Annotated in this window: 19 protein-coding genes; 6 read left to right on the top strand and 13 right to left on the bottom strand. The window is 54.8% G+C overall.

Translation table 11 applies throughout. The annotated features are described in order from the left end of the window. Positions 1–123, top strand: coding sequence for a hypothetical protein (locus tag ACR3EJ_RS13225; protein WP_010440002.1), 123 nt, complete (start codon positions 1–3; stop codon positions 121–123). 187 nt (positions 124–310) lie between these two features. On the opposite strand, the gene ACR3EJ_RS13220 is transcribed toward ACR3EJ_RS13225, so the two are convergent. Next, positions 311–949: a MarC family protein gene (locus ACR3EJ_RS13220; RefSeq protein WP_170470084.1), complete on the bottom strand. Its 639-nt coding sequence runs from the start codon at positions 947–949 to the stop codon at positions 311–313. Between the two features lie 57 nt (positions 950–1,006). Continuing rightward, on the bottom strand, positions 1,007–1,459 hold the full coding sequence (locus tag ACR3EJ_RS13215) for an iron-sulfur cluster assembly scaffold protein (protein ID WP_170539571.1): 453 nt from the start codon (positions 1,457–1,459) through the stop codon (positions 1,007–1,009). 48 nt (positions 1,460–1,507) lie between these two features. On the opposite strand from ACR3EJ_RS13215, the gene hisI reads away from it, so the two are divergent. Then, positions 1,508–1,897 carry a phosphoribosyl-AMP cyclohydrolase gene (gene hisI, locus ACR3EJ_RS13210; protein WP_170539574.1) on the top strand — a complete coding sequence of 130 codons (390 nt, stop codon included), beginning with the start codon at positions 1,508–1,510 and terminating at the stop codon, positions 1,895–1,897. A 29-nt stretch (positions 1,898–1,926) separates the two neighbouring features. Here the strand turns inward: hisI and gluQRS are convergent, their stop codons facing one another. From gluQRS to ACR3EJ_RS13190, 4 genes are all read right to left on the bottom strand, one after another. Continuing rightward, on the bottom strand, positions 1,927–2,772 hold the full coding sequence (gene gluQRS, locus ACR3EJ_RS13205) for a tRNA glutamyl-Q(34) synthetase GluQRS (protein WP_170539577.1): 846 nt from the start codon (positions 2,770–2,772) through the stop codon (positions 1,927–1,929). Continuing rightward, positions 2,769–3,383: a methyltransferase domain-containing protein gene (locus tag ACR3EJ_RS13200; protein WP_170539580.1), complete on the bottom strand. Its 615-nt coding sequence runs from the start codon at positions 3,381–3,383 to the stop codon at positions 2,769–2,771. The genes gluQRS and ACR3EJ_RS13200 overlap by 4 nt, the downstream gene beginning before the upstream one ends. Positions 3,384–3,421: 38 nt before the next feature. Further along, positions 3,422–4,762: a methylenetetrahydrofolate--tRNA-(uracil(54)-C(5))-methyltransferase (FADH(2)-oxidizing) TrmFO gene (gene trmFO, locus ACR3EJ_RS13195; RefSeq protein ID WP_170539583.1), complete on the bottom strand. Its 1,341-nt coding sequence runs from the start codon at positions 4,760–4,762 to the stop codon at positions 3,422–3,424. 251 nt (positions 4,763–5,013) lie between these two features. Then, positions 5,014–5,799 carry an enoyl-CoA hydratase gene (locus ACR3EJ_RS13190; protein WP_170539586.1) on the bottom strand — a complete coding sequence of 262 codons (786 nt, stop codon included), beginning with the start codon at positions 5,797–5,799 and terminating at the stop codon, positions 5,014–5,016. 58 nt (positions 5,800–5,857) lie between these two features. Here ACR3EJ_RS13190 and ACR3EJ_RS13185 point away from each other — a divergent pair, with 58 nt between their 5' ends. Beyond that, a complete protein-coding gene (locus ACR3EJ_RS13185) occupies positions 5,858–6,301 on the top strand; it encodes a PaaI family thioesterase (protein WP_170539589.1) in 444 nt (147 codons plus the stop codon). A 59-nt stretch (positions 6,302–6,360) separates the two neighbouring features. Here the strand turns inward: ACR3EJ_RS13185 and ACR3EJ_RS13180 are convergent, their stop codons facing one another. After that, a complete protein-coding gene (locus ACR3EJ_RS13180; protein WP_170539591.1) occupies positions 6,361–6,588 on the bottom strand; it encodes a DUF1127 domain-containing protein in 228 nt (75 codons plus the stop codon). Between the two features lie 99 nt (positions 6,589–6,687). Between ACR3EJ_RS13180 and ACR3EJ_RS13175 the strand changes: the two genes are divergently transcribed. Beyond that, positions 6,688–8,091, top strand: coding sequence for an aminotransferase-like domain-containing protein (locus tag ACR3EJ_RS13175; protein ID WP_170539592.1), 1,404 nt, complete (start codon positions 6,688–6,690; stop codon positions 8,089–8,091). Positions 8,092–8,094: 3 nt separating this feature from the next. Here ACR3EJ_RS13175 and ACR3EJ_RS13170 read toward each other — a convergent pair whose 3' ends face one another. After that, positions 8,095–8,460: a nuclear transport factor 2 family protein gene (locus tag ACR3EJ_RS13170; RefSeq protein ID WP_170703232.1), complete on the bottom strand. Its 366-nt coding sequence runs from the start codon at positions 8,458–8,460 to the stop codon at positions 8,095–8,097. A 244-nt stretch (positions 8,461–8,704) separates the two neighbouring features. Between ACR3EJ_RS13170 and rplM the strand changes: the two genes are divergently transcribed. Both rplM and rpsI read left to right on the top strand, forming a co-directional pair. Further along, positions 8,705–9,163 (top strand): 50S ribosomal protein L13, encoded by a 459-nt coding sequence (gene rplM, locus ACR3EJ_RS13165; protein ID WP_010440027.1) that lies wholly within the window; start codon positions 8,705–8,707, stop codon positions 9,161–9,163. A 6-nt stretch (positions 9,164–9,169) separates the two neighbouring features. Further along, positions 9,170–9,655, top strand: coding sequence for a 30S ribosomal protein S9 (rpsI, locus tag ACR3EJ_RS13160; RefSeq protein WP_010440030.1), 486 nt, complete (start codon positions 9,170–9,172; stop codon positions 9,653–9,655). Between the two features lie 60 nt (positions 9,656–9,715). On the opposite strand, the gene ACR3EJ_RS13155 is transcribed toward rpsI, so the two are convergent. The 5 genes from ACR3EJ_RS13155 to ACR3EJ_RS13135 are packed head-to-tail and all read right to left on the bottom strand — an operon-like array spanning position 9,716 to position 15,427. Then, on the bottom strand, positions 9,716–10,876 hold the full coding sequence (locus ACR3EJ_RS13155) for an ABC transporter substrate-binding protein (RefSeq protein WP_170539597.1): 1,161 nt from the start codon (positions 10,874–10,876) through the stop codon (positions 9,716–9,718). 30 nt (positions 10,877–10,906) lie between these two features. Continuing rightward, entirely contained in the window at positions 10,907–12,793 is a 1,887-nt protein-coding gene (locus ACR3EJ_RS13150; RefSeq protein WP_170539600.1) for an AMP-dependent synthetase/ligase, read from the bottom strand. 5 nt (positions 12,794–12,798) lie between these two features. Further along, positions 12,799–13,572, bottom strand: coding sequence for an ABC transporter ATP-binding protein (locus ACR3EJ_RS13145; RefSeq protein ID WP_170539602.1), 774 nt, complete (start codon positions 13,570–13,572; stop codon positions 12,799–12,801). After that, positions 13,569–14,333: an ABC transporter ATP-binding protein gene (locus tag ACR3EJ_RS13140; protein ID WP_170539605.1), complete on the bottom strand. Its 765-nt coding sequence runs from the start codon at positions 14,331–14,333 to the stop codon at positions 13,569–13,571. The genes ACR3EJ_RS13145 and ACR3EJ_RS13140 overlap by 4 nt, the downstream gene beginning before the upstream one ends. Then, positions 14,330–15,427 (bottom strand): branched-chain amino acid ABC transporter permease, encoded by a 1,098-nt coding sequence (locus ACR3EJ_RS13135; protein ID WP_170539608.1) that lies wholly within the window; start codon positions 15,425–15,427, stop codon positions 14,330–14,332. Before ACR3EJ_RS13135 ends, ACR3EJ_RS13140 begins: the two co-directional genes overlap by 4 nt. Position 15,428 lies beyond the last annotated feature (1 nt).

Genomic DNA, 15,428 nt, shown 5'->3' with positions numbered 1-15,428 from the left:
ATGCTGAGCCAGATCAAAACTGCCTTTACCCGTTCGCAATCCACGATCTTACAGGATGCGGCAGGCGCGGTTTCTCTGGTTGTGATGCTGGTGGTTGCCCTTCACCTGCCAAGCGGGTTCTAAGCCTTTCTGCCTGCGATCTCGTGCCGATCATACCGCGCTTGTTTCCCCGTCCTGATCAAGGGTGACCTGCCTGTCCCATTTCCCTTGAAGGAGCCAGCCTCGGCCCCGTGCGGTAATCCGGACCCTACATGAGAAACGCATGACTTGCCGCCGCCCTTTCCGCCCGGAAGGTGCGGCGGTTCTTTTTTCAAAGCTGACCAGTTTTGATAATCTCAATCGTCGCCGACAGGACAGAGTTGACCGCGACTGAGGCCAGGATCATTCCCATTACGCGGCTGATGATGGCTGCACCTGAATGACCGATTAACCGGATGATCGGTTCTGCCAATAGCATCAGCACAAACGCGATGGCGATCACAGCTAGCATAACCAATGCAGTGATACTTTGATCAGCGACGCTGTATCGGTTGTTGTCGGTCAAAACAACGATAGCGAGCATCGCGCCAGGGGAGGCGAGGGATGGAACGGCCAGCGGGAAAATGGCCGGGTTGGTCTTGTGCATTTTATCGTCCAGGTCCTCTTCGGCCTGACGTTGTTCAATCTCTTGCTTGCTCTCGCCAAAGATCATGGTCAACGCGAAGAGGAACAGGATTATCCCGCCGGCTACTTGAAACGAGTTTAGGCCGATGTCTAATGCCTCGATTACAAGTTGTCCGAAGATGAGAAAGAACATTAGTATTCCCGCGCTCACCAATGCCGCCAATAGGGCGGTCTTGCGACGGGCCCCAGCGGCAATACCCGCAGTGACGGCGATAAAGACGGGGATCGTGCCGATAGGGTCGATCACAACCCAGAGCGTCACGAAATGTTCCAGCAAATTGTTCACGTTAACCCCCAAATCAATTGGGGGCACACTATACGTCTTTGTTTGGAAAGGCCACGATCAGGCGCAATTGGCTTGTTCTACCTGCTCCATCGCTTCCGCAGTTGCGTCCAGTGCCAACAAGATCGACGCATGCCGGTTCTTATAGTCCCGTGCGGGCATTAAAACCTCGAGCCCGTCAAATGGAGCGTCGGGGGCCGGGCCGTCTTTCTTCAACATTGCCGAAAGCTGATCGCGCGCGGTTTCTACCTGAGCCCGTGTCGCACCGATCACCGCGCTGCCGACAACCGAAGCCGAAGCCTGGCCCAAAGCACAAGCCTTAACATCCTGCCCGAAGTTGGTAATCCGCCCATCCTCGACTTTGACGTCAACAGTTACTGTCGAGCCGCATAAAGGTGCACGCTTTTTCACTGTCGCATCAGGATCTACCAAGCGGTCCAGATGCGGAATATCCGCCGCCAGCGCCAGAATGCGTCCGGAATAGAGCTTGATTAAATCGGTTTCGCCGCTCATGGCTTTCCCTCGTTTTCTATTCCCCATACATAATGGCGAGATTCTGGGATGCAAAAGGTTTTTGCGATGGCTGACACAGTCTTGTTCGACCCGTCGACACTGAAATTCAACGAGGCTGGTTTGATCCCTGCGATTGCGCAGGATGAAGAAACCGGTGAGGTTCTTATGATGGCGTGGATGAACGCCCAGTCCATCGAGCGCACGCTGGATACCGGGCGCGTCACCTATTGGTCGCGATCGCGACAGGCGTTCTGGGTCAAAGGCGAAAGCTCGGGCCATGTGCAGGAGTTGGTGGATTTTCGCGTCGATTGTGACCGGGATTGCCTTCTGATCGTAGTGAAACAATCCGGTCCGGCCTGTCACACCAATCGGCGGAGTTGTTTCTATACAGCGGTTCGCGATGGCATCGAAGTCGAGCTTATGTCACCGATTGAATGAAGCGTTAGGCGATCGGTTTGCTTCTCAGATCAAAGCCCGACCATCGCTCTGATTTCGGCCGGTGTAGCGCCTTGATCGCGATAGAGAGAAATCGCGCGCGCATCATCTCGTTTTGCAAGCCGTTTGCCAGCCTCGTCCCGGATTAGACGGTGGTGGTGATATACTGGCGTTGGCAGCCCAAGCAAGCCCTGCAGCAAGGCGTGTATCTGCGTAGCGTCGAACAGATCTTCACCTCGGACCACATGCGTTATGTCCTGATCTGCGTCGTCAACGACTACGGACAAATGATAAGAACTGCCCATATTGCGCCGAACGAGGATGATATCGCCGACTGCGTTGAGAAGCGTATCGGCATTAAGTGAGTGCGTTCCCGCATGTTTCGCTCCGGTTTCACGAAAAGTGCGAAGCTCTGACACCTCTAGCGCTTTTTCCATATTGAGGCGAAGAACATCCTCGGTGCCCGCATCGAGCAGGAGCCGCTGACGGCATGTACCCGGATAGATGCGCCCATCTGGTCCAAACTGGGGCGCTCCTTCCTGTGGGGCCCCAGCCGCGGCCTCGATATCGGCACGCTTACATTGGCAAGGGTAGACCAACTTCAGATCGATCAAGGTTTCGAGCGCGTGTCGATATTTTTGAATTCGATCTGATTGGCGCATCACCGGCAGAGGCCATGTCAGGCCAAGCCAGTGCAGATCGTCATAGATTTGGTTTTCCCAATGAAGGCGAGAACGCGACTGGTCTATATCTTCGATCCGCAAGTGGAATTCTCCACCTGCAGCCTGCGCTTGATCATGGGCCAGAAGTGCAGAATATGCATGGCCCAGATGCAATGGACCTGTCGGAGAAGGCGCAAATCGCGTTATGAATCTCACGCTTTTTCAACAACGTAGACGTTAGATTTCATGTCCATTCCGGGGAGGTGAGGGCCATATTCACGAAATAACAACCGTGCGTGCCCCATGTCCAGCCAATCGTTGAGACGCGCGGTATAGGCGTGATCGGCCAAGGTATGGTCATTGAAAGAAAAGGCCAGATACCCACCGCGTGGTAACGCATTCATAAGAAGATCAAATGTTTCAGGCGGAGCCGCGCCGGCTCCAATAACCCCTATGGATGTGATGGCAGAGTAAGCACCCGCCTCAATCGGTTCGGGGTTGGTGACGTCAAAGCCTATCAGATTGCGATAGACACCCTTGGCCGCTGCCCCTTTCAGCATATTCGGCGATGGGTCCATGCCGTCGATCACGTGGAAACCGGCCTTGTTCAGCGCAACACCTGAAAGCCCTGTGCCACAGCCATAGTCCAGAACCGGCACCTCGGCATCTGAGATAAATGACCACAATGCTGCGGCAACACGATCCGGGGTGACGTAGCCATGCTCATCGACTTCATCATCATACGAAGCCGCCCAATTCTGATAGTGTTCCTGCGTTTCCTGGGCAGAGTTCAGATTGTATGTGTTTTTCAGAAACTTGTCGCTCATACCTCACATGTTAGGCGCAGGGTAGGCGTGCCGTCCAGTCAACACTGGTTTAACCAGTCTCTCCAGACAGCTTTTGCCCGGTCTGTATACGCCTTGTAGCGATCTTTACGGCCCCGACGACCACCTTTCAGACCATCGACCGGGCGGAATAATCCGAAATTCACGTTCATGGGCTGGAACGTTTTGGCCTCAGCACCGCCGGTAATATGGTGGATCAACGCGCCCATCGCGCTATCTTGAGGCACTTCGGGCAAGGTCTTGCCCAAAATCTCGGCGGCAGCAAGACGACCAGCCAGCAGGCCCATCGCGGCACTTTCAACATAGCCTTCGACCCCAGTAATCTGGCCAGCAAATCGAATATTGGGCCGGGATTTCAGCCGCATCTGCGCATCTAGCAATGTCGGGGAATTGATGAAGGTATTACGATGAATGCCACCCAACCGCGCAAAGCTGGCGTTTTCCAGCCCTGGGATTTTACGAAAAACATCCGTTTGTGCGCCGTATTTCATCTTGGTCTGAAAACCAACGATGTTGAATAAGGTGCCCAAGGCATTGTCACGCCGCAATTGAACAACAGCGTGTGGCTTTACATCCGGTTGGTGCGGATTGGTCAGACCAACGGGTTTCATCGGACCGTGACGCAAGGTTTCACGGCCGCGCTCGGCCATTACTTCGATCGGCAGGCAGCCGTCGAAATAACTCGCGGTTTCGCCCTCGTGGAACTCGGTCTTGTCAGCCGCCAGGAGCGCATCAATGAAGGCTTCGTACTGTTCACGATCCATCGGACAATTGAGATAGGCCGTCCGTTCTTCTTCGGTCTCGCCCTTGTCATAACGCGACTGCATCCATGCTTTGCTCATATCAATGCTGTCGGCGTAGACGATAGGCGCTATGGCGTCGAAAAAGGCTAGTGCTTCGGCACCTGTCTCTGACCGTATGGCCTCACTCAAACCGGGTGAGGTCAGCGGGCCTGTGGCGAATATCCAGTGGCCCTCACTGGGCAGGCTGATGACCTCCTCGTCAGTGACCGATACGTGTGAATGTGCCTTCAACTTGGCGGTCACAGATTCAGCAAAAGAATCACGGTCAACCGCCAGGGCACCACCTGCTGGTAGGCGGTGGCTATCAGCCGTGGTCATAATCAACCCGTTTGCTGCGCGCATTTCCCAATGCAGCAATCCGACAGCGTTCTGTTCATCATCATCTGAGCGGAACGAGTTCGAACATACCATCTCGGCCAGATTGCCGGTCTGGTGCGCAAAGGTGCCTACATTAGGTCGCATTTCGTGGATCACAACATCCACGCCCAGTTCCGCCGCCTGCCAGGCGGCCTCGGACCCGGCCATGCCGCCGCCCACAATATGCAATTTGTCTGTCATGCGATGCCAAATAGGGCACTGCAACGTCATACGCAATGTGCAGATATCAGCAACTTTAAACGGAGAAGTTTTTGGGGTCGCCGCTGCGGGAATGTCTGCGCCGGTGAGAGAAACCAGCTGGAGGGACCTTCCGCCCACGGCGACCCAAAAGCATATTCAGGCCTTGGCCTTGTCCCAGCATTGCCACAGTGTCGCCCTTTTGAAAAGTGAAAAAATGCGAACAGTGCTGAAAAATGTATGAAATAACAGCGTCACTGATGCCAATTGGGCGGACGTTTCTCTATAAATGCGCTTATGCCTTCCTCGGTATTCCGGTCCATCATATTCTGAGCCATTACTTCGGCAGTGTACGCGTAGGCCTGGTCAACGGGCATGTTAACTTGTTGATAAAAAGCTGTTTTACCGATTTTCACCGCACTGCTAAGCTTTGCCGCCAACTTCTCTGCAAGCGTATCAGTTTCTTCCGCCAGCAGGTTTTCTGGGACAACCCGATTGACCAGACCAAGCTCGGCTGCGCGCTCGGCTGAAATAAAATCACCGGTCGTCAGCATCTCAAACGCCTGTTTACGCGGAATATTCCGGCTGAGTGCCACCATCGGGGTCGAGCAAAACAGGCCGATATTAACGCCATTTACGCCAAACCGTGTACCCTCGGCCGCAATTGCCATGTCACAGGTTGCTACCAACTGACAGCCTGCCGCCGTAGCGATTCCGTGCGTCTGGGCAATAACAGGCTGGGGCAGGGACTGGATAGACAGCATCATCTTTGCGCAGCGGTCAAACAGATCCTGAAAGTAGGAAAGCCCTCGGTCGCTGGCCTGTCGTCCTTGCGTCATCTGTTTCAGATCGTGCCCGGCACAAAACGCTTTTCCTGCCCCTGAAAGAACAACGACACGAATCGAATTATCATCACGCAGTGCATCGAGCTCGGCCTGCAACGCGGCGAGCATTTCGTCACTCAGTGCATTCAAACGCTCAGGCGCATTCATCTTGAGCCGCGCAATAGCTCCTGTGTCGTTACGTTCCAGAATTGCCATCTTGCCCTCCCACTGGCGTTTGGGCCAACTCTAGGCGGGCAGAGCCATGAGGGGAAGCATGTCGTTAGCACTGAGCAAACAAGATTTGACAGAGTATCTGGAAGAAGTATTTCCACAGGTCCACAGCGATTTTGTTGTGGAAGAACTGACCGAGACGTCCATCACGATGCGACTAAGGGTCGAGGACCGACATCTGCGACCTGGCGGCACCGTATCTGGGCCGTCCATGTTCGGGCTGGCTGATGTTAGCGTTTATGCGATGGTTTTGGCGCGAAAGGGTCGGCAATCGCTGGCGGTAACCACAAACAGTTCGCTGGATTTCCTTCGCAAGCCGGAAGGTGGTGCTGACTTAATTGCCGAATGCAAGTTGCTGAAATTAGGTCGAACATTGGCAGTAGGGGATGTGCTGATGTACTCGGAAGGCTCGGACAAACCGGTTGCACGGGCGAGTATAACGTATTCCATTCCTCCAGTAGGTTCAGCCGCCGCCGCGTTTGGATAAAAAAGGGCCGGGGACAAACCCCGGCCAGGAAGAGGTCCCTTAGATGGGACTGGGGATAATTATTTCATCCAGAAGTAGCGGCTTACTTCTTCATCGGCGCGATGGCGGGTCAGTCCTACATCGCGAAGCAGCCTGTCATCCAGCTTGCCTAAATTGACGCGGCTGCGGCGGCGTTGCTCCCACTGTGTGACAATCGCCGCAAACCGCACGGCCAGCGCGGCGATCAGCGGCAGCCGAGGGCTGTCGTTCAGCAGCAAGAGGGCGGGGTTGTGCATTGCGTGTGTCATCTTGGGTATCCTTTCAAATTGTATTGACACAAAGCTAAGATGTTCGGTACAGTGCGTTGATACATTCAACATTGTATCGAAATCAAAGGAAGAATTGTAATGGATACAATTTGGCCAGAGGCATTACCTAAATCCAAAGGTCCAAAGTACACTCTGGTCGCCGACACGATCCGAAAAGCAATAGATAACAAGACGCTGGAGGTTGGAAAGAAACTGCCTCCGGTGCGGGAATTGGCGTATCGATTAAAGATCACACCAGGCACTGTCGCGCGTGCCTATACGATCCTGACCGATGAAGGCTTGCTACAAGCCGAGGTCGGGCGTGGTACATTTGTCGCCCCGCCGCGATCGCCCATTCTGGATGATGTCTGGTCACGACAGTTACATCTGAGGGACGATAAATATGAGTCCAACGTCAGCCTGTTCAGCCCACGCTTGCCGGATGTAGGGCAGGTGACCTTAATCCGCGAATGCCTTGAAAAGGTTGCAAAAGGCGATCCGCGGATGTTCATGAACTATCCGACCCGCGATGCTTATCTACCGGTGCGCCAAGTCGTGGCTGACTGGTTATCGGATCTTCCACTTGGTTCATTGAACGCAGACGACATTGTACTGACGCATGGCGGACAAAGTGGTATTTGTGTTGTTTTTCAAACCGTTCTGAGGGATCCAAAACCTGTCGTGCTGGTCGAGGATCTGTCGTATGCCGGTTTCCGGCGGGCCGGAGAGTTGATGCGCGCCGAGATTGTCGGGGTAAAGATGGATAAATGGGGCATTAGCCCCGACGCGCTGGATCATATCCTCAGGCAAACCAAGGCGCAGGCGATCTGCGTCTCACCCGAGGTGCAGAACCCTACGGGCGGGCATTCTCCGCTGGAGAGACGCAAAGAGGTGGTCGAGATTGCGCGAAAGTATGAATTGCAGATCATCGAAGATGATTGCTACCGCATGGGTGAGGCACGCGCGCCCAGCTATCGTGCGTTGGCACCTGAGCGGGGCTGGCATGTCTCTTCAATTTCAAAAACGCTGACGCCAGCGCTACGTGTTGGATTCGCGATTGCCCCACGGGAGCGAAGTGTAGATTTGCGCCGATCTGCCGAGTACGGGTACTTTGGGTTGGCCCAACCCTTAGCCGAATTGACGCGGCTATTGTTGGGGCACCCAGAGGCGAGGCAACTGGCACGAGATGTTCGCTCCAAGATGGGAGAATATGTGCGGGTCGCAGTAAACGCCTTGGGCGGCTTTGACCTCAATTGGGATTCAGAGATTCCCTTTGTGTGGCTGCATCTGCCTTCGGGTTGGCGCTCTGCTGCCTTCAGTCGCGCAGCCGAACGTGAAGGTATTCAATTGCGATCTGCCGACGAATTCGCGCTTAGGGACGGCAGGGCACCAAATGCTGTCCGTATTGCAGTGAACGGGCATGTCTCGTTAGCTAAATTCGAAGATGCAATGCTGCGCCTGCGCACGTTGTTGGATAACCCACCCGAACAAATAAGCGTCTAAGCCTTAATTCAACGGGGTAGGGTCCCCAAAAAAACCGGCCAGATGCCCGATCTTGCCGTTGGCATCGAGGCGGATGAAATCATGTCCCGCAACCATGATCGAACCATCGGGTGAAACCATATGCCAGGTGAAGTGGACGACGTCATGATGTGAGGTGGGGGCGCTTGTCAGTTCAACGCGGCCTTGCGTATCTTTCAGGACTTCTCCGATATGTTCGGATAGCTGATCTCTTCCAGTTACCGCAGCGGTAGGATCGACATAGTTGCCATTGCCAGCAAAACACTGATCAAGCAGTTTCAGTCGTCTATTCGGGTTCGTTTCCTGCCAGGCAGCACCGTAAGCAGCAATTACATTGTTTAGTTCTTGCATGGTAGCCTCCCGGGACTGGTTGGTTTTAATGAGTGGGTTACAGTTGCGCACCTTATAGATTTAGATAGGTTGGCGAATAAATCATTGGGGTAAAATATTACCTATTTTGTAAGTCTCTGTTATTGCGTTATTTATTCTACCTTACGTGTATTGACCTGCATCACGAGTAGGTCTAAACCCCATCCATCGAATTCGGGCCGCTCCGCTTGGGGCGGTCTTTCACATCAAACAGGACTATCCTGCCATGAAAACCTTTTCTGCAACACCTGCAGACATCGACAAGAAATGGATCCTGATCGACGCCGAGGGCGTTGTTCTGGGCCGTCTTGCCTCGATCGTCGCCATGCGCCTGCGTGGCAAGCACAAAGCGTCGTTCACACCCAACATGGACATGGGCGACAATGTCATCGTGATCAACGCTGACAAAATCCAGATGACCGGCAAGAAGCGCGAAGAGAACTTCTACTGGCACACTGGCCACCCGGGCGGCATCAAATCGCGCACCAAGCAGCAGATCCTCGAGGGTGCACATCCCGAGCGCGTCGTGACCCAGGCGGTCAAGCGCATGCTGCCGGGCAACCGCCTGGCTCGCCAGCAGATGACCAACCTGCGCGTTTACGCAGGCGCCGAGCATCCCCATGAGGCGCAAGCGCCCGAAGTTCTGGATGTTGCATCCATGAACAAGAAAAACACCCGGAGCTAATGACCGATGGCTGATCAGATCAATACTCTCGAAGAGCTGAGCGCCGTCGCAGGCGTTGAAACCGTGGCCGAAGAAGTCATCGTGCGTGAACCCGTACGTGACGAACTGGGCCGCTCCTATGCCACCGGCAAGCGTAAAGACGCCGTTGCCCGCGTTTGGATCAAGCCGGGTTCCGGCAAGGTCACCGTGAACGGCAAAGATCAGGACAAGTATTTTGCGCGTCCCGTTCTGCAGCTGATCCTGCGCCAACCGTTCCAGGTTGCTGGTGTTGAAGGTGAGTTCGATGTTGTTGCAACCGTCAAAGGCGGTGGCCTGACGGGGCAGGCCGGTGCGGTCAAGCACGGCATCTCGAAAGCGCTGCAACTTTACGATCCGAACCTGCGTGGTGCTCTGAAAGCTGCTGGCTTCCTGACCCGCGACAGCCGCGTTGTGGAACGTAAGAAATACGGTAAGCGCAAAGCGCGTCGTTCGTTCCAGTTCTCGAAGCGTTAATCGCTACGGATACCGAATTGGAAAGGGCTCGCAACTGCGAGCCCTTTTTCTTTGGTGGGTTTATTCTTCGTAAACCAGTTTCCAAGCACCATTCTCAACGACGCTGACAAAGACAGTATCAGCACCCTGATGGTCATCCGGCCCATAGGTGATCTGGTTGCCGACCAGTTCATCCATGTAATCCAGCGATTCCATTGCGGCGATGAAACTTTCGTGGGTCAGATCAGGCCCTGCGGCCTCAAGCGCTTTGACCATCATTTCGGCGGCTGAATAGCCAAGCATTGAGAAACCGACAGGATCTTCACCTGTGGCCGCTTTGTATTCCGCGATAAACGCCGCCGGGGCAGGTTCTTCCGCGCGTGCCCAGAGGTCCAGCCAAGACGCCGCGGCATAAAATCCGTCCGTGACGCCACCGGGCACCTGTGCGACCACGGTCAAAAAGCTGGCCGAGGTTCCGAGGAATTTCATGTCGGTCAGGCCCATCTTTTTGGCCGTTCCAACAACGGTGATCGCCTGACGTACGCCGAGGGCCATGGTGACGATATCGCAACCCTCTTCCTTAAGCTTGCTCAGGGAACCGACGAAGTCCGTCTCGTCAGGCTTATGGGTGGTCTCTGCACCAAACGAAATACCAGCTTCTTCAGCTCCGGCTTTGCTGCCTTCCAGGATTTCCTCGCCGAAATCGGTGGGTAGATACATTGTGCAGACGGTTTGCGATCCGAATTCACCGTTTAGATATTTCACTCCAATCCGCGCCTGGTCGTAATAGGTCGAGAACGACGTGAACTTGTTCTTCATCGGCTCTTGCAGCATCTGCCGCGCGGCGGTCAGAGGAGCGACGTTGGGAATACCTTTCGGGTCCAGCAGTTTGAACCCGGCAACATTCATTGGTGTGCCCAGCGACTGCAACATGGCAAACACCTTGTCGCGGTTCAGAAGCTTGTTATAGCCCTGCATCGCGCGCGGCATTTGATAGCCGTTATCCTCGACCACAAAGCGAATCTGACGCCCGTGAACGCCGCCCTCAGCGTTGACCCGATCAAAGACCACATTCGCGCCCTTCGTGGCCGGTACTCCCACGGCAGCGAAAATGCCACTGAGGTCGTTAACAGAGCCAATGACAATCTCATCATCGCTCACACCCTGGGTTTGCGCCCAGCCTATTGTGGCGGATGCAGTTAATGCCGTGGCTGCAGCAAACCCCTTAATCAGTTGTTTCATATTTCTCCTCCCTGTTGGGTCATCCCTTAACTAATTGTACATATCTTCAATGAGATGTGCGTGTTTCTTTTCCACAAGACCACGCTTGAGTTTCATCGTCGCAGTCAGCTCTTCATCCTCTGCAGTCAGCAACACATCGATCAAACGAAAATCCTTGATCTGTTCGACCCGTGCAAACTCTTTGTTTACGGCTTTGATCTCTGCACCAATTAGTTCGGTGACTTCCGATGCCGCACAGAGGGATGCAAAATTCGAGAAGGGGATCTTACGCTCTTGCGCGAATTTCTCGACGTTCTCCTGATCGATCATGATCAGAGCAGTTAAATACTTACGCCTGTCCCCGATGATTACCGCGTCCGAGATGTACTGGCTGAACTTCAATCCACTCTCGATCTCGGCGGGCGTGATGTTCTTGCCGCCCGCAGTGATGATGATGTCCTTGAGGCGACCTGTGATGGTGACAAAGCCATCCTCGTCGATATGCCCCATATCCCCGGTGCGCAGCCAGCCGTCGCAAGTGAAGCTTTCAGCCGTTTTGGCATTGTTGCGCCAGTAGCCCTGAAAAATGTTCAGACCTTTAACTTGAATTTCCCCATCATCCGAAATACGCATGTCGTTGCCGGGCACTGGCATTCCAATGGTGCCAATCTTATTGACCCCAAGCGTGTTCAACGCCGCTATGCCGGCAGTCTCGGTCATCCCGAACCCTTCGACAATTGGTACGCCGATGGCCCAATACCATCTAAGCAGATCAGGAGAGATCGGCGCCGCACCAGAACCACCCCGACGAAGCCGGTCTAGGCCCAGCATCCGTCGGAGGTTGCGCAATACCAGCCGATCCCAGAACCAGAACCGCATGGCGACCGGCGAGGGCACAGGCTTGCCCGTAAGGATGTAATCAGCCCGTGCCGTGCCCGCCTTGAGCGCCTGCACAAAGGCGAAACGCCCGGTCGGCGTGGCTTCTTTTGCCATGAACATGACCTGCGAGTAGATTTTCTCCCACACTCGTGGAACGGCGGTAAAGGTGGCGGGAGAGACTTCTTGCAGGTTGGCGAATACCGTTTCGGGGCTTTCGGCGAAATTCACTGTGCTTTTCATCGCCAGTGGGTAATAGATCGACACATCGCGCTCGAGGATATGACAGAGCGGTAGAAAACATAGCTGTTCGTCGGTCGACTGAGAAGGCAGGGAATGGGCGCCAGCTTCGATCGCCGCCATGATGTTTTCATGGCTTAGCATGGCGCCCTTAGGATTGCCGGTGGTGCCCGAAGTATAGATGAGCAAGGCAGTGTCTTGTGGCGTGGCCGCAGCGATCTCCGATTCGAATGCGCCAGGTTCTTCGGCCTCAGCCTGCCGCCCCAGAGCGTACAAGTCCCCAATCATCATACAACGCGGATGGTCGAGATCGTGCAGGCCTTCGTCTTCAAGGATAATGACCTTGAGCAAATCTGGAAGTTGCTCTTCTACCTCGAGGAACTTGTCCAACTGCTCTTCGTCTTCAACGATCAGAAACCGGCTACCACTGTCGTTGATCAGATATTTCAGCTGAGCAGCTGAATCCGTGGTGTAGACGCCAGAGGCGATCCCTCCGACGCATTGGATGCCCATATCGAACCATGCCCATTCCTTACGGTCTTCGGACAGGATTGACACAACTTCGCCACGTTGCAGGCCCAACTTGCGCAGGGCCAGCCCGATCCATCTGGCGTGCTGCCAGTAGTCGGCCCATGAATAGGATTTCCAGATGCCGAAATCCTTTTCACGATGCGCTGTGCGTGATCCCAACTCGGCAAAACGTTTTTGGAACAGCTCGCAAATCGTCACGCAACCATCGACCCGCAGCGGGCGCTGCCCGGGCGTCGCGTTGAACTGCACGCCGTTGATCGTGATCTGAGGGGGCAGGGGGCTTGCGTCCATCCGGCTCACCTCCACGTCTTCTTGCGTTTCCAACGGCGGTTCTCCCGCGCGCCTTCTTCCTTAACGCCCAAATAGAAGTTCTGGATGTCTTCGGATTGCAGCAATACATCGGCGGCACCATCCATGACGATCCGCCCGATCTCCATAACATAGCCATGATGGGCAAGTTCCAAGGCGGCATTGGCGTTCTGTTCAACCAGCATCATCGTCATTTTCTGCTCGTCATTGAGGCGCTTGAGGATGCCAAAAATCTCTTGCACCAACAACGGTGACAGGCCCAGCGAGGGCTCGTCCAGCAGCATGATACGGGGGTTGGCCATCAAACCGCGCCCGATTGCCAGCATCTGCTGTTGCCCGCCAGACAAGGTGCCGGCCTCTTGACCCCGGCGTTCTTTCAGAACGGGAAAGTAGGAAAAGACCAGATCGCGATCGTGATCGATCTGACCTTTGTCTGACAGGGTATACGCGCCAAGGCTCAGGTTCTCATCGACGGTCAGTAGCGGAAAAACCTCACGTCCTTCAGGCACATGTACGATGCCTTTTTGAACAACCTTGTGAGGTTCGGAGCCTTGTATTTGCTGGCCGTCAAATGTGATCGTGCCTTTTTCGGGGTCCATCACGCCCGAGACGGTTTTCATTAGTGTCGTCTTACCTGCACCATTCGCGCCAAGGATCGAGACGATCTGCCCTGCATGCACGTCGAGCGAAACGCCGCGAATGGCCATGATCGGGCCATAGAAGCTTTCGATATTGCGGATTCTGAGAATTGGCTCATTCATGAGGCTTTCCCCAGATAAGCCTCGACCACGGCTGGATGCGATTGAACCTCAGCTGGGGTTCCTAGCGCAAGTTTCGCTCCGTCTGCCATCGCCAGCACCCGGTCGGAAACGCCCGAGACCAGTCCCATGTCATGTTCCACCATCAGCACGGTGATCCCCATCTGCCGCCGGATATCATCGATCCACCAGCGCATATCGGTGGTCTCTTCAACCGACAGGCCCGAGGCGGGTTCGTCCAGTAGCAGGAGTTTTGGATCGGTGGCCAGCGCGCGCGCGACCTCTACCACCTTGCGTACACCGTAGGGCAGGCCCGAGATCATCTTGTCGCGGAAAGCCTGAAGGTCGAGGAAGTCGATGATCTCTTCTACCTTTTCACGGTTTTCAATCTCTTGCTTGCGCGCAGCGGGCGTAAACAGAATTTCCGAGAACAGGTTGGTTGAGCGGTGCCGGTGGCGCCCGACCAGAAGGTTCTGTAGAACGGTCGCGTGTTCGAACAGTTCAATGTTCTGGAATGTACGTGCCACACCATAGGCCGCTACGGCCGAAGGTTTCACGCGCAGCAAGTCGTGCCCATCGAACCGGATCGCCCCCGCATAAGGATCGTAAAATCGTGAGATCAGATTGAAGACAGTAGATTTACCAGCCCCGTTCGGACCAACGATGGCAAAAACCTCGCCCTCCTGAACATCAAATGACAGATTATCGACCGCAGTCAGACCACCGAATTTCAGGGTGACGCTTTCAAACTCCAGCAAGTTCATCTCAGACGCTCCGTCTTGAGATACGATTTTTGCCGTTTGAACATGTCCTTGCGGTAGAAGGGGAATAGCTCGAACCAAGTGCGGATTTTCAACCATCGGCCATAGAGGCCCATTGGTTCGAACAGGATGAAGGCGATCAGGATCATGCCGAAGATGCCGAACTCCAAACCCGGAATGGCAACGGTGTTGCCGCCAAATATGGCCGCTGCATATTCCTTCGAGATCGACAGGAACTGCGGCAGGAAACCGATCACGATTGCACCCAGAAACGCGCCATGGATAGAACCCAATCCGCCGATCACAATCATCATAAGCAATTGGATCGAAATAACGACGCTGAAAGTCTCGTTATTGAACGCTCCCGCAAACATTCCCATCAGTGCGCCTGCCAGCCCGGTGACTGCACAGGAGAGGGCAAATGAGATCGTCTTGGTGCGCGCGATATCCACGCCCATCGCCTGCGCTGAGACCTCCGAGTCTCGTACGGCGATGAAGCTGCGGCCCAAGGGCGCGCGCAATAGGTTGATATAGCCCAGTGTCACGACAACGGCGACGGCCAGCACCAGCCAGAAGAACGGGGCCGGGGTAGCCCAACGATCGACCAGATGTCCAAAGATCTCGACACCACCCAGATATTTACCCGCGACACCTCCGGTGATGGGTTCGGCCAGAACGATGATGTCGTCCATGAGCACAGACAGGGCCAAAGTAAAAATCGCAAGATAGATGCCGTGCAGGCGCAGGGCCGGGATGGCAACCGTTGCACCAACGATACCGGTCAACAGGCCCGCCACAGGGAAAGCCAGTAGAAAAGGTACGCCCGCTTCTATGAGCACAACATTTGCATAGCATCCGACGGCCAGAAAGGCGGCGTGGCCGAGGCTGGCTTGTCCAGTATGACCTGTCAGGATCATCAGGCCGAGCCCGGCTATTGCCCAGATCAGCACATTGGTCAGTTCACCCAGATAGAAATCATCCAGCCACCAGGGCGCAGCGGTAACGATCGCCAAAAGGATAAGATAGAGGCTAAGCTGATAGCCATCCTTCCACGGGCGAATGTCCTGCATATAGCTTGTTTTGAAAACAACCCGCATG

The organism is Ruegeria sp. AB11 (assembly GCF_056536325.1).
This window is presented reverse-complemented; position numbering and strand designations above follow the sequence as displayed.

Bases quoted from the DNA above. Each gene is read 5' to 3' on its own strand.
- ACR3EJ_RS13215 (WP_170539571.1), bottom strand. From the start codon at position 1,459: ATGAGCGGCGAAACCGATTTAATCAAGCTCTATTCCGGACGCATTCTG.
- rpsI (WP_010440030.1), top strand. From the start codon at position 9,170: ATGGCTGATCAGATCAATACTCTCGAAGAGCTGAGCGCCGTCGCAGGC.
- ACR3EJ_RS13185 (WP_170539589.1), top strand. From the start codon at position 5,858: ATGTCGTTAGCACTGAGCAAACAAGATTTGACAGAGTATCTGGAAGAA.
- trmFO (WP_170539583.1), bottom strand. From the start codon at position 4,762: ATGACAGACAAATTGCATATTGTGGGCGGCGGCATGGCCGGGTCCGAG.
- ACR3EJ_RS13180 (WP_170539591.1), bottom strand. From the start codon at position 6,588: ATGACACACGCAATGCACAACCCCGCCCTCTTGCTGCTGAACGACAGC.
- ACR3EJ_RS13190 (WP_170539586.1), bottom strand. From the start codon at position 5,799: ATGGCAATTCTGGAACGTAACGACACAGGAGCTATTGCGCGGCTCAAG.
- ACR3EJ_RS13200 (WP_170539580.1), bottom strand. From the start codon at position 3,383: ATGAGCGACAAGTTTCTGAAAAACACATACAATCTGAACTCTGCCCAG.
- ACR3EJ_RS13170 (WP_170703232.1), bottom strand. From the start codon at position 8,460: ATGCAAGAACTAAACAATGTAATTGCTGCTTACGGTGCTGCCTGGCAG.
- hisI (WP_170539574.1), top strand. From the start codon at position 1,508: ATGCAAAAGGTTTTTGCGATGGCTGACACAGTCTTGTTCGACCCGTCG.
- rplM (WP_010440027.1), top strand. From the start codon at position 8,705: ATGAAAACCTTTTCTGCAACACCTGCAGACATCGACAAGAAATGGATC.
- ACR3EJ_RS13155 (WP_170539597.1), bottom strand. From the start codon at position 10,876: ATGAAACAACTGATTAAGGGGTTTGCTGCAGCCACGGCATTAACTGCA.
- ACR3EJ_RS13145 (WP_170539602.1), bottom strand. From the start codon at position 13,572: ATGAATGAGCCAATTCTCAGAATCCGCAATATCGAAAGCTTCTATGGC.
- ACR3EJ_RS13150 (WP_170539600.1), bottom strand. From the start codon at position 12,793: ATGGACGCAAGCCCCCTGCCCCCTCAGATCACGATCAACGGCGTGCAG.
- ACR3EJ_RS13225 (WP_010440002.1), top strand. From the start codon at position 1: ATGCTGAGCCAGATCAAAACTGCCTTTACCCGTTCGCAATCCACGATC.
- ACR3EJ_RS13175 (WP_170539592.1), top strand. From the start codon at position 6,688: ATGGATACAATTTGGCCAGAGGCATTACCTAAATCCAAAGGTCCAAAG.
- ACR3EJ_RS13135 (WP_170539608.1), bottom strand. From the start codon at position 15,427: ATGCGGGTTGTTTTCAAAACAAGCTATATGCAGGACATTCGCCCGTGG.
- ACR3EJ_RS13140 (WP_170539605.1), bottom strand. From the start codon at position 14,333: ATGAACTTGCTGGAGTTTGAAAGCGTCACCCTGAAATTCGGTGGTCTG.